Source organism: Bradyrhizobium sp. USDA 376, assembly GCF_054063675.1.
On sequence record NZ_JBSSGN010000001.1, the window covers coordinates 2,326,502 to 2,341,261 of the forward strand.

Consider the following 14,760-nt stretch of genomic DNA (forward strand, 5'->3'; position numbering starts at 1 on the left):
GCCTCGCGGCTCCGCCCCTCCCACACCACCGGACATACGGGTCCGTATCCGGCGGTTCAGCGGATTATGCGGGTCGCCGTGCCGCGACGGAAGCCAAGCCGAGTGAGGCAAAGAAGCCGTTTGGCAGAGCAATGGTGAGCGCGGGGCTGTTCGCGAGCCGCCAAGGGCCACGTGGGCTGCCGGCGGTTTGCGCCGCCAGATCCCGGCCGACGCCGCGGCGTCGCAACTCGGCAAAGCGAGCGGGTCCATACTTCCATTGCTTCCAGGCAACGGCGCGCAACCGTCGCCTGATCCACTGGTCAAGCACGCGCAACACCGACGGGGTTTGACAGAAGCCGAAGTAGCCGTGCCACCCAATCAGGTAGGTCGACAGTTCTTTGGCGATCTGCACGAGGCATCGACCACGCGTGCGTCGCGTGAGCTCCCGAACCTTCGCCTTGAAGCGGGCGAGTGCCTGCGGCGCGATGCGCCGCCGCGGTTCTTGCCCGCCGGTGAAGCTGAAGCCCAGGAACTTGCGAACACTCGGTTTGGCAACCGCGCTCTTCGCTTTGTTGATCTTGAGCTTGAGGCGCTTTTCGAGGAACCTCTCGACGCCAGCCAGCACCCGTTCGCCCGCCCGCTGACTGCGCACGTAGATGTTGCAGTCGTCGGCGTAACGCACGAAGCGGTGGCCGCGCTTCTCCAGTTCCTTGTCCAGCACATCCAGCATCAGGTTCGACAACAGCGGCGAGAGCGGACCGCCCTGCGGCGTGCCCTCTTCCGTCGGACTGACCAGCCCTCCTTCCAACACACCCGCATTCAGGAAGGCGCGGATGAGCTTCAGGATGCGCTTGTCAGCAACCCGCTTGGCAACCAGTCCCATCAGGATGTCGTGGTTGACCCGGTCAAAGAACTTCTCCAGGTCGATGTCCACCACGATGCTGTGGCCGGCCGCAATGTACGCCTGCGCCCGTTCCACCGCCCGATGTGCCGAGCGCCCCGGCCGAAAGCCGAAGCTCGTCTCGGCGAACGTCCTATCCCAATCCGCCTGCAGCACCTGCATCACCGCCTGCTGGATCAAGCGGTCGAGCACCGTCGGAATGCCGAGCGGCCGCAGGCCGCCCGACGCCTTCGGTATCTCCACCCGCCGCACCGGCTGTGGCTTGTAGGTGCCGTCAAGCAACTGGGCTCGGATCGCAGGCCAGTGCTCCTTCAGGTGGGCTGACAGCTCGCCGACGGTCATCCCGTCGACGCCCGCCGCGCCCTTGTTGCGCTTTACTTGCGCCAACGCTGCCTTCAGATTCTCACTCTCGACAACGTCTTCCATCGACGGTCCTGCGACCGCCGGGCGTTCGAGACAGACTTCCGCCGCACGCGCTTCAGGCTCTCGGGCGCCGGCGCTTCGGGCTTCACCCTCCGCTCCGGGGCTCAAGTTCAGCTCGACCTGATTCTTCTGCCGCATGGCTCGCACGAGATCGCCGCTCTACTGACCACTTCCACCGTTCAGGCCTTCAGCGGCGCGCTGCCGCCTACTACGCCCTCGGCTGACTTCTGCGCTGCGGTCAGGCCGTCTTGCGACGGTCTCAGTCTCGTTGCCGAGACACAGCGCAGACCTCCCGAGGTAAGACCGACCGCCTTCACCGCACGCCCGCCGAATTTACCACCCCGACCTTTGATGACCTTGGACTTCGCGATCAATTGCTCGCTCGTCCGGCCGGGTAGGCCTCGTTATCCGGTGTTTGTCCATCGGGCCGCGGCTTTGCTCCACGCTTTCTTCAGACCCCACCTCACGATGACGCCCTTGCGCTTCGCTAATCCTTCGCCGCCATCAGGCTGGATAGAGGACTTCCACCTCCAAGCTGTCGCTCATACTCGGCACACAACAAAAAGCCCAGCCTTCCGGCCGGGCTTTTGATCTCTTGCAATCGACGCGAGACGCTTACGCGGCCTCGTCGGCGACGGTGGTGTCGTCGCCATCGGTATCGTCGGCATCGCCCTCGGCATCCGCCTCGCCCTCGGCGGCTTCCGCCTTGGCGTTGCGGCGCGGGCTCTTGGCGAGCTGGGCCTCGATCTCCTTGACCGCTTCGGTCTCGGTCGAGTGCTGCACCACCGCGATCTCGCGGGACAGACGATCGAGCGCCGCTTCATAGAGCTGGCGTTCGGAGTAGGACTGCTCCGGCTGCGACTCCGAGCGGTAGAGGTCGCGCACGACTTCCGCGATCGCGACGATGTCGCCCGAATTGATCTTCGCTTCGTATTCCTGGGCACGGCGCGACCACATGGTGCGCTTGACGCGGGCGCGGCCCTTGAGGGTCTCCAGCGCCTTCTTGACCAGCGCCGGCTCGGACAGCTTGCGCATGCCGACGTTGGCGACCTTGGCGGTCGGAACGCGCAGCGTCATCTTGTCCTTGATGAAATTGATCACGAACAGCTCGAGCTTCGCACCAGCGATCTCCTGCTCCTCGATGGCCAGGATCTGGCCGACACCGTGGGCGGGATAGACGACGAATTCGTTGGCCTTGAAGCCCTGACGCTGGGTCACGACCTTCTTTTCCTCGACCTTCGGCGCAGCAGCGGGCTTCACGGCCGGCTTGGCGGCAACGGCAGCCTTGGCAGGAGCAGCAACGGGGGCCTTCGGCGCGGGCTTGGCAGCGGGAGCCTTGGCAACCGCAGGCTTGGAAACGGTCGCTTTCGCGGCCGGCTTGGCAGTCTTGTTAGGCATTGCGCTTCTTTTGTTCTTCGAGGACTTTGCAGCCGGCGCCTTCGTCGCGGTCCGACCCTTGGATGCGCTACGGCTGGCCGCGGCGACTTTTTTGGCCTCCTTATGGGAAGCCCTCGCTGAAGTACTCTTTTTACGCGTTTTCTGTGACACAGCCTGCGCGCGGAAACTGCCACGCCCCTGTTCGACATTTGGTTTCACGGGAACCCGGCGGGGCCAACTGGGCTGACGGGGGTTCAGCTTAATGTGCCCAATATAGCACATTTCCCGCAAAAATCAATGATTTAGGGGTCTTGAGGGCTGGTTTTCGGCCGCAACGAAGGTATTAGGGTTAAGTTTGGGCGCGGATTAGTCTCCGGAGCCGGGGTTCGGAGAAAAATATTTCTCGAACTTGCCTTCCATGCCGTCGAATTCCTTCGCGTCGGCGGGTGATTCTTTCTTCTGGGTGATGTTCGGCCAGCTCTTGGCGTAATCGGCGTTGACCTGGAGCCACTTTTCCAGCCCCGGTTCCGTATCCGGCTTGATGGCGTCGGCGGGGCATTCCGGCTCGCACACGCCGCAGTCGATGCACTCATCGGGATGGATGACGAGCATGTTGTCACCCTCGTAGAAGCAGTCGACCGGGCAGACCTCGACGCAGTCGGTGTACTTGCACTTGATGCAGTTTTCAGTGACGACGTAAGTCATCCAACGCTCCGAAAAGCTCTTTTAGAAGTCGCGGCTTGCGTAGCGCGGATGGCCCGGCGCCGCAAGGTCGGCAAGGCCCGATCATGACGGCTTTGTGTGTTTGATCGACCAAGAAATGAATACGAAGCGCAATTAATTGCGTTTCGCTTCACTCAGCTCCTCATAGAGCACGCGCGCCGAGGCGGCATCGCCGCGGCGCTCGTTGAAGCCGATGACCTTCAACACGCGCACGGTGCGGTCGAGCGCGATGGTGAGGACGTCGCCGAGCTTGACCGCATGTCCCGGCGAGGTTTCGCGCGCGCCGTTGATGCGGACATGGCCGCTCTCGACGAGCTCAGCGGCCGAGGTGCGCGCCTTCACCACCCGCGCGTGCCACAGCCATTTGTCGAGACGCTGCCGCTCGGTCGTGGGATCACTCCTTCCGACCGGACAGCTGCTCTTTCAGCGCCGCGAGTTTTGCGAACGGCGAGTTCGGATCGATCGGACGATCACGCTCGCGCGGATTCGCGCTCGAGGCGTAGGGCCGCAGCGAGGGACCTGACTCGCGGTCGCGACGATCGCGGCCCTTGTCGCGGTCGCGGCCGCCGCGGTGCTCGCGGCCGCCGTCGCGATCGCCGGGCTTGCCTTTGCCGCGATCACGATCCTTGCCCTCGAAGCGGCGATTGTTGTCGCTGCGCTGCTCGCGACGATCGCCGCCCTCTTCGCGGCCCTTGCGGAAATCCTTGCGATGCCCGCCATGACGATGGCGCTCACCCGGCTTCGCCCCCTCGGCGGCTTGCGCGGCCTCGCCCTCCGCGGGCACGCTGCCGGCTTCGGCACCGGACTGCGGGCGCGGCTGATGATGGTGACGCTGGTGGCGATGGCGCTCGTGGCGCGGCTTGCGATCCTCGTGGCGGCCGCCGGGACGCCAGACCTCGACCAGCTCGGGCTCGGCGGGCGTGGCAGCGGCTTCGACCAGTGCGGCAGCATCGGGCGATGCGGCAGCTTCAACGGCGGCCGCTTCAGCGGGCGCGGCTTCAAGGCCGGCAGCCTCCGTTGGCGGAGCGGTCTCTTCGGCCGGCGGCGCGATACCGGGAGCGTCTTCGGGCGTGACGGGCGCTTCGGGAGAAGCTTCGAGCGCCGGCTCCTCATGGGGGGGCTCGTCGTGCTGTTCCATGCCCGGCGCGTCTTCGACGGTGACCGCTTCGGCGGACACAGTCGCCTCCTCCGGCAAGCCTGCAACGGCCTCCGCGGCGGTCTCGTTTGACGTCTCCGCGCTGCCCTCGGCGGGCGGCGTCTCGGCCGCGACCGTCTCAGCAGCAGGCGCCACCGGTTTCACCGGCAGCGGCGGACGCTTCTCCATGCGATAGCCGAGCGCGCGCAGCACGGAGGCAAAGTCCTCACCAGCCGACCCCGTGAGCGAGGTCATCGCCTGCGTCACCACAAAACTGCGGCCGTCGAACGCGCCGGCGGGCTTTTCGCCGGGCGAGTTCTCGCGCCAGGCCAGCGCCGGGCGGATCAGATCGGCAAGACGCTCCAGGATGTCGACGCGCACGGCGCGCTCGCCGGCCTGCTTGTAGCCGAGCACGCGATAGGCATCGCGCGGCAGAGCCTTGTCGACCGGGAACGAGGTGCGGCCGGATGATGCCAGATGCTGCGCGCCCGAGAGCGCGGACAGATCGACATTGTCCTGCTTCAGCGCCCACAACAGCGCTGCGAGCGCGCGCGCGGCGGGCTTGAGCAGGCCGGGGAAATAGATGTGGTAGGCGCCGAAGCGGACGCCGTATTTGCGCAAGACGGCGCGCGAGGGCTGATCGAGATCCTTCAGCTCGTTCGCGATCTTCGGACGCTCGAGCACGCCGAGCGCCTCGACCAGCTGATAGGCGATGCCGCGGGCAATGCCGGTGACGTCCTCGGCCTTGCTGAGCTCGAACATCGGCCCGAGCAGCTTTTCGATATGCGTCTTGACCCAGAGGTCGAGCCGCGCCTGCACCTTCTCGCGGGGGCCGCCGGTGAGGCGCTCGTCCGAGATGATGCGGATGCGCGGATGCAGCGCGTCCTCTGCGGCGGACAGCCGCGCCACGGCGTCGCCGGTCCAGCGGATGATGCCTTCCGAGGTCAGCACGAACTGGTCGTCCGGCGCGTTGCCCAGTTTTTCGGCGCGCGTGTTGATCTCGCCGGCGAGCACCGCTTGCGCTGCAGCCTGCAAGGCTTTCGCATCGGAGCCGGCCTCCGCCGCATCCGGTGCAAAGGTGAAGCCGTCGAGGCGGCCGATGACATGGCCTTCGACGATGACTTCGCCGGTCTTGCCGATTTCAGTATTCAAGCTCGTGTTCTCCCGCAGGCGGCGCATCAATACACTGGTCCGACGATCAACGAAACGCTCAGTCAAGCGTTCATGGAGCGCATCCGATAATTTATTTTCGACCTCCCGCGTGATCCCCTGCCAGCGTTCGGGGTCTTTCAGCCAGTCCGGGCGGTTGGCGACGAAGGTCCAGGTGCGGATCTGTGCGATCCGGGCCGACAGCGTGTCGATGTCGCCGTCGATGCGGTCGGCCTGCTCGACCTGGGCGGCGAACCAGGAATCGGGGATGCAGCCTTTCCGCATCAGGAAGCCGTACAGCGTGGTCACCAGCTCGGCATGGGCGGCCGGCGACAGTTTCCGGTAATCGGGGACCTGGCAGGCCTCCCAGAGCCGTTCCACCGCGGCCTTGCCATGTGCGATATCGCGCACCTCGACGTCGCGGGCGGCATGATCCAGCACGCGCATGTCCTCGGCGATCGGCGCGCGCGTCAGCGCCTCATGGCCGGGGGCCAGGTTCAAGGACACCTGGAGCGCGCCGAGCGAGGAGAAATCCAGCTTCGCGTTGCGCCATTGCAGCATCTTCACGGCGTCGAAGGTGTGGTTCTGCAGCGCGTTGACGAGCTCGGGCTCGAACGGCGCGCAGCGGCCCGTGGTGCCGAAGGTGCCGTTGCGCGTGGCCCGGCCCGCGCGCCCCGCAATCTGCGCAAATTCGGACGGCGTCAGGCGGCGGAACTGGTAGCCGTCGAACTTGCGGTCGGACGCGAAGGCGACGTGATCGACGTCGAGATTGAGGCCCATGCCGACCGCGTCGGTGGCGACGAGATAATCGACGTCGCCGTTCTGGAACATCGCCACCTGCGCATTGCGCGTGCGCGGCGACAGCGAGCCGAGAACCACAGCGGCGCCGCCATGCTGGCGGCGGATCAGCTCGGCGATGGCGTAGACCTCGTCGGCCGAGAACGCGACGATGGCGGTGCGGCGCGGCTGGCGCGTGATCTTGCGGTCGCCGGCGAATTCGAGGGTGGACAGCCGCGGGCGCGTGATCATGGATACGCCGGGCAACAGGCGCTCGATGATCGGGCGCATGGTGGCAGCGCCCAGCAGCAGCGTCTCGTCGCGGCCGCGGCGGTTGAGGATGCGATCGGTGAAGACATGGCCGCGCTCGAGGTCGGAGGCGATCTGGACCTCGTCGACGGCGAGGAAGGAGACATCGAGGTCGCGCGGCATCGCCTCGACGGTGGAGACCCAATAGCGCGGGTTCTTCGGCTTGATCTTCTCTTCGCCCGTCACCAGCGCGACGCTCTCCACGCCCGCGCGGTCGGCGATCTTGTTGTAGACCTCGCGCGCGAGCAGGCGCAGCGGCAGCCCGATCACGCCCGAGGGATGCGCCAGCATCCGCTCGATGGCGAGATGGGTCTTGCCCGTATTGGTCGGCCCGAGCACCGCGGTGACGCCCGCGCCGGGTGCGCGCTCGGAGGCGAAGGGGGAGGGAGAGAAGGCCATGTCTGGGGGATTAGGTAGTGCCGATTTGGGCGAATGTCAGTGCTGTTTGGGGGGGTGAGGCGCAACGGTACTCAGTCCCGTCATCCTGAGGTGCGAGCCCTGCGGCGCCATTTGCGCCGCTGGGTGAGCCTCGAAGGATGCACGGCCCGGGTGCCTGCCTAACCCGCTCTCGTGGCACCAGTGCGGCCCGTCGCCCTTCGAGGGCCGCTGAAGAAGCGGCCTCCTCAGGGTGACGGGAGCAACAGGACCACCCTCCCCAAACCTCGCGCAACTGTTTCACTTTGCGACGCTTTTTCCGTTCTTTTTAAGCTTCGGAACGACTCTAGAACGAATCGCGGCCGAATCGCTGACTCCCCGTTGAGTCCCGTTCCGTTCACGCCACATGTCGCGGGACTCGTCTTAGGCGCGCACTAGATGGAGTTTTGCCCTGCCGCACAAGCGGCGTTTCGAGGGCGGGTTCCTTAAAATTGGGGACGGCGTCGAGTCGAATCAGAATCGAGGAGGAGTCAAATGGATTCCCGGACCAGAGGGCGCCAAAACAAAAACTGCGAAAACAACCCCATGCACAGTAGAAACGGGTGAGCGGGGATTGGTGGGGCGGCAGCAGGTAAGCTTTTGAGATAGCTCGCTGAAATCCATAGCCCCGTCATCCTGAGGTGCGAGTGGCGCGGTGCGCAGCATCGCGCCGGGAGCCTCGAAGGATGGACGGCCCGGATGCGGCGGCATGCAGGTTTGTCCTCGCGGGAACAGCCGGGCTGTCGCCCTTCGAGGGCCGCTGACGAAGCGGCCACCTCAGGGTGACGGTCGAAGAGACGGGCCGCGGAAACAGGGCCTACTGCGTCTTCGCCACCCTTGGCGGCTGGGGGGAGGTGATGAAGCTGGTGGCTTCCAGCATCGCCGGGCCGAGCGGCGTCGGCACTTTCAGCCAGAACGGAACCAGGATGCGCGTGCCGGCGACCGGCGCGAACGCGATCTCGATGTTGCGCTGGGCGGCGAGGTATTTGATCACGGGGCGGTCGGGGATGTAGCCGGCGACGGGGACGAAATAGAGCGCGCAGACCACGACCGGGCCGCGATACCCCTTCTCCGCCTTCACCGTCTCCATGCGCTTGAAATCGAGTTTTAAGTCGTAGCGCATGCGGCCGTCGAACACGGGGGCGGCGTTGTGGCAGGCCTCGGGCGTCACGGGGTCGCCGGTGCCGGGCACGCGCAAGAGCGAAGCAGTCATCGGGTCCCAGACGCCGCGGCGATGCGCGTCGGTGACGACGATGCGGTCAGGGTCGACCGGCGGCTCCGGCACGATGCCGAACTCCTTCACATTGCCCTTGTCGAGGGTGATGTGGATCTCTTCGGTCTTCTTCGAGGTGGTGGTGGAGGCCTGGTAGCCGGTCGCAACCAGCGCGCCGTTGACGACGCGGCCCTGCGAGGCGCCGGTGCCGGACCCGCCCGCGAACGACTTCAAAAGCCCGGTGGTGCCGCCGGAGGCCGCGGCCGCGAACACGTCGTCCTGGATGTCGATGTTCCAGGCGCCCTTGCCGACGGGAATGCCCGCCAGCGTCGCCTCATATTGCGCCTCGAGCTTGCCCTGCGCGGCCACAGGCTCGGCCCCCCACGCCAGGACGAGCCCGCACAGGGCCGCGAAAGCCAGCCGGCCGGCCGCACGCGGCCGGGGCAGGTAAGGGGTCAGGGTCTTCACGAAGCCATCCAGTGGGGCCGTCAGGCCTGTTAGTTAAGCCAAAAATCGCGGCAAACAATCCGCCCCAAGTGCAAAACACCGGGAACTCCACCGGATATCTCGGGTGCGAATGCGCCCTTTATGTGATGGTAAGGCGTTTCAATCATTGCCGTTTTAGTGATCGGGGTGCGTCGCGGGGGCGCACCTTGCGCCCCGGGGCGGGATAACCTCTCCCGCTTGCGGGAGAGGTCGCGCCGCAGGCGCGGGTGAGGGTTTTCTCCTCTGGGGGGCACTCGCTATTGTCCCGCCGCGGAAGCACCCTCTCCCCACCCCTCCCCCGCGAGCGGGGGAGGGAGCGCACCGCCGCTGGCGCGGGACACGAAACCCCGCCCAAAACCTTGACGTCCCGCCCCTTCCCCCCTATACGTCCGCCCGCTCCCTGCAAGGACAGAGAATTTGCCCCCGTGGCGCCCCGGATGGCGGCCGCAAAACGTTGGGGGCTCGAACTTAAGGATTTGTGACATGTCTCGCCGCTGCGAACTGACGGCCAAGGGCCCCCTCGTCGGCCACAAGGTCAGCCACTCCAACATCAAGACCAAGCGCCGCTTCCTGCCGAACCTCGTCAACGTGACGTTCATCTCGGAAGCCCTGGAGCGCAACGTGCGCCTGCGCGTCTCCACCAACGCGGTGAAGAGCGTCGACCACAATGGCGGCCTCGATGCCTTCCTGCTCAAGGCCAACGCCGACGCCCTGTCGCCGCGCGCCCTCGAGCTGAAGCGCGCCATCCAGAAGAAGGTCGGCACCACCGCGCCGGTCAAGAAGGCCAGCTAAGACAATTTACCGTTAGGGCGGGGCTAAGTCGCGTGGCGTAAGCTTAGCCAGTAGAGTTTTGCGTGACGGCCGGATCGAAAGATCCGGCCGTTTTTGTTGCTGGGGCCCGGCGCATCGACGAAAGTGCACTTGCGTGCGACTTATTCGTTAAGCATCCTTTAGTTGCCTCCTATTTTGAGTCGCGCCCCGTGACGGAACGGCGGCCTTCAAAGCCGATTTGCAGCAACCAATTTTTCGATCCGATATGGAAATTACCGTCGACACTCTCGATGATGCTCTTCTCCAACTATATCCGCGGCTACTCGCGGCGCCGAAAGTCGACGGCGCAACGCGAGGGAGCAACACCGAGCTGCGTGGAGTGACAGTCGAGATCATGAAGCCGCGCGCACGATTGAGTCGTACCGAAACTCGAGGCAAGCCGTTCAGCGCGCTTGGCGAGTTGCTTTGGTACTTGTCCAAGGACAACAAGCTAGACTTTATTCTTCCCTTCGTCCCTGCCTACAAATCAGAGAGCGAGGACGGCAAAACGGTTTATGGCGGCTACGCTTCGCTTCTCGCAAATGTCCCTCACCTCTTCCGTGGCAAAGTTGAGAATCAATCGACCGCCTTTTAGATACGCCTGTACGCTTGTCAAAAAATAAATCGTACTTTTACCCAAAGTTGCGATTCGTGCAACCTTTGGTCGTATCTTGCCGTATTTTTGCACCGCCAAAGCGGGCTGTGCCGCCGCTCCACCGCTGACGTCAGGGTGCTCCCTATCCCGGCGTCTGCACGGTGACGGAGCCGACGACCACACGCCCACCTCCCCTACCCCCGAAAATCAATGCCCCGCAGCACGATGCCCGGCGGGGTGCCTTCGAACTCGCAGGCGCGGTATTTGCTGGCGGCGCAGGCTTCGATGCGGTCGCGCAGGCGGGTGAACTGGGCTTCGCGCTGCTCGGGGGCGACCTTCGGGCCGCGTTCGAGATCGTCCATCGCCGAGGTCGAGATCGCGCAACCGACCTCCCGCGAGCCGTCCTGCATGGAGAACAGCACGATCATCCGATCGTATTCGAGGCCGATGTAGCGGCCGCTCGTGAGGGTCATGGGGGAGTCCTTTCGCGGTTGCCTGGCAACGCGATGATCGCGTGAGGCGCGCAATTCACCTCAATGTCGTCCTGGCGAAAGCCAGGACCCATTACCCCGGTCAACTGTTGTCGAAGCCAGCTGTGGCACGATTATCCGCAACAACTCAGTTCGGTGGCTATGGGTCCTGGCTTTCGCCAGGACGACACTTGTTTTCCACGCGCAAGCCGTCGTTGCCGCAAGCGACCGGAACCGCCTTCAGCTCTCCCCGCTCAGCCTCGCGAAATCGTCGAACAGCGCGGCCACCAGCGCGCGGTGGCGGGTGTCCTCGGTGGGCAGGCTCGCGGCATAGAGGTTGAGCAGGTAGCGCGCCTTCACCGCGGCCTCGGGCCAGGAGGCCGCGGGCACCGTCATCAGGCGGTGTTCGAGATCGGCCTCGCGCACGCGCAGCTGCCTGACATTGCTCTCGACCTCGGCCAGCGCGGCGCAGGTCGGTCGCCTTCTGCGCGGCCATGCCGCGATGCTTGTCGAGATCGACCGGAATGTCGGTCATCAGCGACTCGCATCGATGCGTTGAGCGTCCGCGAGGTCGACCGAGCCGATCGAATGCATCTCCGTGGTGCCGCCGCGCCCGCCCTCGGCGGGCACCGTGATCATGGTGGCGACGCGGCGCCAGGCCGCGAACGACAGGCCCTCGATCATCTCCTCGTCGGTGACGACCTCATAGGCGCCCGCCGGCAATTCGCGCGCGATGCCGCGGATGTGGAACGGATGCCTGAATGTGACGGATTCGCGCCGCGAGCGGATGGTCATGCGCACCTGCCTTTCGAAAAGAGGAGCCCCATCGGACGCTGGCGAGAGCGACCATGCGCGCGTTGCGCGGCAATAGCCAGCGTTATTGTCGGTGCCGCGCGGTGATGCGCACGCGGCGTTTTAGCCCTCGCTATTGTCGCCATGCAGGCGTAGGCTCCATCGCATCACCGCACATCTCGCAACGGCTTCGACCGGTGACTGAGGGTCACGTGCGCTCCCGCCGCAAGTTTCAGCAAGGAGCGAGCATGTCGAATTTTCGCCTTTCCGAATGGGTCGTGCCGCCGGTGATCGTTCCGCTGTTCCTTCTGCTGCTGGTGTGCGCGGCGGCCATCTTCCATGGCTAGGGCCATTCGCGTGCCCTATCTCGTCAGCGCCACCAACGAATATGGCTGCGCCAATCTCGGCCGCGGCAGCGCCAGCCTCGCGCTGCGGCTGGCGCGAAAATTTCTGCGCGACGGCGCCATCGACGTGAAGGTCTGCACGCCGCGCGGGCGCGTGCTGCAAGCGGACGAACTCGGCGAACTCGAACCACAGGAGAGCGACATGGCCAAGGGACAGCAACGCGGCAACCGCGAAGCCAAGAAACCGAAAAAGGACAAGGCCAAGGTGATCGCCGCCGCGCCGAGCCGCAAGGACGCCGCCTGGCAGCCGGATTTCGGGCCGGCGAAGAAGAAGTAGGGGCTTCTTCTTTCGCCTCTCCCCGCGTTCGGTAGGGCTATGGCATTTTGCGCGACCTGAGCGCGCGCCTCGTCCTTCGAGACGACCGCTTCGCGGTCTCCTCAGGATGAGGCTAAGCGGCATCGGAGCTCGTTGAAACTACCGCCGCGCACTCGGTCCTCATCCTGAGGGCCCGCCTACGGCGGGCGTCTCGAAGGATGGCCACAGGGAAATGGCTCCCATATGCGATTGCCTGCCCTCCTGCCCTGCGATCCCGGGGTCGGCACTCCGATCCCAAGGCCGGCACGGCAACACCACCCGTAAACAGCACCGCGCGCGCGTTAACCATCCATTAACCAACGCACCCTAGCCTGCGGTAATCGTCCAGCCACCATTAGCTCGAAATGCCTTCCCGGTTCGCTCCAGGAGAAGCGCCGATGTGCGTTGAGTTGTTGACGTATGCCGATCTCAGTGTCCGCCTCGATATCTCGCGCGAGGCCGCGCGGTCGCTGGCGAGACGCCGCCGCCTGCCGCGCTCGCGCTCGGACGACGGCAAAGCCCTGGTGAGCGTTGATCTCTCCGCGCTCCGGTACACGCCCCGCCCACGGAAGGGCCGCCGGGCAGACCCCGTCGATGCCTCCATGGCAAGGATCGAGGCGTTGGAGCCATTTCCGTTCCGACGGAGTCGGAACGGGGCTCCAGATTCCTGTTCTGACGCGTTTTCTTCACGCGAACCGGTATCCACTTCGCTCGAAAACGCTCTAGAGATCGCGGCCTTCAAGGCGGAGATCGCGCGGCTCGAAGACGTCGCAACCGCCTACAGGGCCGTGTTCGAGCGCGAGCGCGAGCGTGCCGATCGCCTCGCCGTCGAGCTGACGCAGGCGGCCGCCGAGACGACGGCCGCCAATGCGTGGGCGGCACGACTGGAAGACGAAGTGACGGCGCTGCGGAACGATCGCCGCCCTGGCGGGGCGATCGCGGGATACGCCGCGCGTCGATTGGGACATCTGGCCGCTGCGATCGTGCAAGCTGATCGCGCGGCTCGCAGGTAGCAGTCGAGACTTTCTTTGATCCCCGGCTTGCCGGACCAATCGCGAGGGAAAAATGGCAGGCAATACCGATATCCATGAAATGAAGGCCCGCATCGTCGTCTTTGGCGTCGGCGGCGCTGGCGGCAATGCCGTCAACAACATGATCACGGCCGGGCTGCAGGGGGTCGAGTTCGTCGTCGCCAACACCGACGCGCAGGCGCTGGCGATGTCGAAGGCGACGCGCCTCATCCAGCTCGGCACAACGGTCACCGCAGGCCTCGGCGCCGGCTCGCAGCCCGAACTGGGACGCGCCGCGGCCGAGGAGGTCATCGACACGATCCGCGATCACCTGACCGGCGCGCACATGGTGTTCGTGACGGCCGGCATGGGCGGCGGCACCGGCACCGGGGCCGCACCTATCGTCGCCAGGATCGCGCGCGAGCTCGGCATTCTCACCATCGGCGTGGTCACCAAGCCGTTCTACTTCGAGGGCCAGCGCCGCATGCGCTTTGCCGAAGCCGGCATCGAGGAGCTGCTGAAGACGGTCGACACCCTCTTGATCATCCCGAACCAGAACCTGTTCCGGGTGGCCAGCGAGAAGACCACGTTCGCCGATGCCTTCGCCCTTGCCGACCAGGTGCTTTATTCGGGCGTGGCCTGCATCAGCGACCTCATCGTCAAGGAAGGCCTGATCAATCTCGATTTTGCCGACGTCCTCTCCGTCATGAAGGAGAAGGGCAAGGCCATGATGGGACGGGGCGAGGCTTCCGGCGAGAAGCGCGTGCTCGCCGCCGCCGTGGCCGCGATCTCCAATCCGCTGATCGAGAATCCTTCGATCAAGCGTGCCAGCGGCCTCATCATCTCCATCACCGGCGGCAAGGATCTGATGCTGTACGAGGTCGACGAAGCCGCGACGCGCATTCGCGACGAGGCCGACCCGGACGCCAACATCATCGTCGGCGCGTCGTTTGACGAAAGCCTCGAAGGCATCGTCCGCGTCTCGGTGGTGGCGACCGGGATCGATAATCTCGATCCGGCGCAGCAGGCGCTGCCGGTGGAAACCGCCCTCACGCAGCTCGCCGGCAGGCTGCGCAACGACGGCCGTCGCATCGCCGATCGCATCGAGCGCAGTGCCCCCCTTCCGCAAGCGGGAAGCCCGCCGCTCCGCCCGCAGCCGCACCACCCCGTGGGGCCACCGGCAAGGCCGGGTCTGGACTATGCGCCGCAGGCGGCGCTTCAGCCGCTCGATCCTTACGGCCGCGCCCCCGCGCGCAATCTGCCCGACGAGGCCGCTCTCGATATCCCGGCCTTCCTGCGCCGCGCCGCCAACTGAACGGTGGCGAAGCAGGTGCGCTCCCTCTCCCGCTTGCGGGCAGGGCTATCGCATATGAAGAAGCGAGGCGGATAGATCGCCCGCAGCCCATCCTTCGAGACGCCCGCCGATGGCGGGCCCTCAGGATGAGGGCGGAGTGCGCGGCGGCAATTTCAACGGAGCCAATGCTGCTTAGCCTCATCC

12 protein-coding genes and 2 pseudogenes are annotated in these 14,760 nt (G+C 65.5%); 5 read left to right on the plus strand and 9 right to left on the minus strand.

The window, feature by feature from the left end; all coding sequences use genetic code 11:
- Positions 1–64 precede the first annotated feature (64 nt).
- The 6 genes and pseudogenes from ltrA to ACVJ19_RS11000 all read right to left on the minus strand — a co-directional run bounded on the left by ltrA (position 65) and on the right by ACVJ19_RS11000 (position 8,859).
- Positions 65–1,441, minus strand: a complete 1,377-nt coding sequence (gene ltrA / locus ACVJ19_RS10975) for a group II intron reverse transcriptase/maturase (protein WP_028144467.1) — start codon at positions 1,439–1,441, stop codon at positions 65–67.
- 477 nt (positions 1,442–1,918) lie between these two features.
- Complete coding sequence (locus tag ACVJ19_RS10980) at positions 1,919–2,701, minus strand: CarD family transcriptional regulator (protein WP_453949131.1); 783 nt, start codon at positions 2,699–2,701, stop codon at positions 1,919–1,921.
- Positions 2,702–3,046: 345 nt separating this feature from the next.
- On the minus strand, positions 3,047–3,385 hold the full coding sequence (gene fdxA, locus ACVJ19_RS10985) for a ferredoxin FdxA (RefSeq protein ID WP_018643465.1): 339 nt from the start codon (positions 3,383–3,385) through the stop codon (positions 3,047–3,049).
- A 132-nt stretch (positions 3,386–3,517) separates the two neighbouring features.
- Positions 3,518–3,787 (minus strand): annotated as a pseudogene (locus ACVJ19_RS10990) (RNA-binding S4 domain-containing protein); the annotation flags it as partial.
- Between the two features lie 10 nt (positions 3,788–3,797).
- Positions 3,798–7,172 carry a helicase-related protein gene (locus ACVJ19_RS10995; RefSeq protein ID WP_453949130.1) on the minus strand — a complete coding sequence of 1,125 codons (3,375 nt, stop codon included), beginning with the start codon at positions 7,170–7,172 and terminating at the stop codon, positions 3,798–3,800.
- A gap of 832 nt (positions 7,173–8,004) precedes the next feature.
- The gene (locus ACVJ19_RS11000) at positions 8,005–8,859 is read right to left on the minus strand and encodes a DUF3108 domain-containing protein (RefSeq protein WP_453955112.1); all 855 of its coding nucleotides are present in this window, start codon (positions 8,857–8,859) and stop codon (positions 8,005–8,007) included.
- 510 nt (positions 8,860–9,369) lie between these two features.
- On the opposite strand from ACVJ19_RS11000, the gene rpmB reads away from it, so the two are divergent.
- Both rpmB and ACVJ19_RS11010 read left to right on the plus strand, forming a co-directional pair.
- Positions 9,370–9,678, plus strand: a complete 309-nt coding sequence (rpmB, locus tag ACVJ19_RS11005; protein WP_212347519.1) for a 50S ribosomal protein L28 — start codon at positions 9,370–9,372, stop codon at positions 9,676–9,678.
- A 244-nt stretch (positions 9,679–9,922) separates the two neighbouring features.
- Positions 9,923–10,291 carry a hypothetical protein gene (locus ACVJ19_RS11010; protein WP_453949129.1) on the plus strand — a complete coding sequence of 123 codons (369 nt, stop codon included), beginning with the start codon at positions 9,923–9,925 and terminating at the stop codon, positions 10,289–10,291.
- A 194-nt stretch (positions 10,292–10,485) separates the two neighbouring features.
- On the opposite strand, the gene ACVJ19_RS11015 is transcribed toward ACVJ19_RS11010, so the two are convergent.
- From ACVJ19_RS11015 to ACVJ19_RS11025, 3 genes and pseudogenes are all read right to left on the minus strand, one after another.
- Positions 10,486–10,764 carry a DUF1488 domain-containing protein gene (locus tag ACVJ19_RS11015; protein WP_453949128.1) on the minus strand — a complete coding sequence of 93 codons (279 nt, stop codon included), beginning with the start codon at positions 10,762–10,764 and terminating at the stop codon, positions 10,486–10,488.
- A 237-nt stretch (positions 10,765–11,001) separates the two neighbouring features.
- Positions 11,002–11,296, minus strand: a pseudogene (locus ACVJ19_RS11020) (hypothetical protein).
- Positions 11,296–11,556, minus strand: coding sequence for a hypothetical protein (locus tag ACVJ19_RS11025; RefSeq protein WP_453949127.1), 261 nt, complete (start codon positions 11,554–11,556; stop codon positions 11,296–11,298). The pseudogene ACVJ19_RS11020 and the gene ACVJ19_RS11025 overlap by 1 nt, the downstream one beginning before the upstream one ends.
- A 336-nt stretch (positions 11,557–11,892) precedes the next feature.
- Here ACVJ19_RS11025 and ACVJ19_RS11030 point away from each other — a divergent pair, with 336 nt between their 5' ends.
- The 3 genes from ACVJ19_RS11030 to ftsZ all read left to right on the plus strand — a co-directional run bounded on the left by ACVJ19_RS11030 (position 11,893) and on the right by ftsZ (position 14,577).
- Positions 11,893–12,234, plus strand: a complete 342-nt coding sequence (locus ACVJ19_RS11030) for a hypothetical protein (RefSeq protein WP_453949126.1) — start codon at positions 11,893–11,895, stop codon at positions 12,232–12,234.
- 620 nt (positions 12,235–12,854) lie between these two features.
- Positions 12,855–13,265 carry a hypothetical protein gene (locus ACVJ19_RS11035; RefSeq protein WP_453949125.1) on the plus strand — a complete coding sequence of 137 codons (411 nt, stop codon included), beginning with the start codon at positions 12,855–12,857 and terminating at the stop codon, positions 13,263–13,265.
- Between the two features lie 52 nt (positions 13,266–13,317).
- Entirely contained in the window at positions 13,318–14,577 is a 1,260-nt protein-coding gene (gene ftsZ / locus ACVJ19_RS11040) for a cell division protein FtsZ (protein ID WP_453949124.1), read from the plus strand.
- The last annotated feature ends 183 nt before the right edge of the window (positions 14,578–14,760 follow it).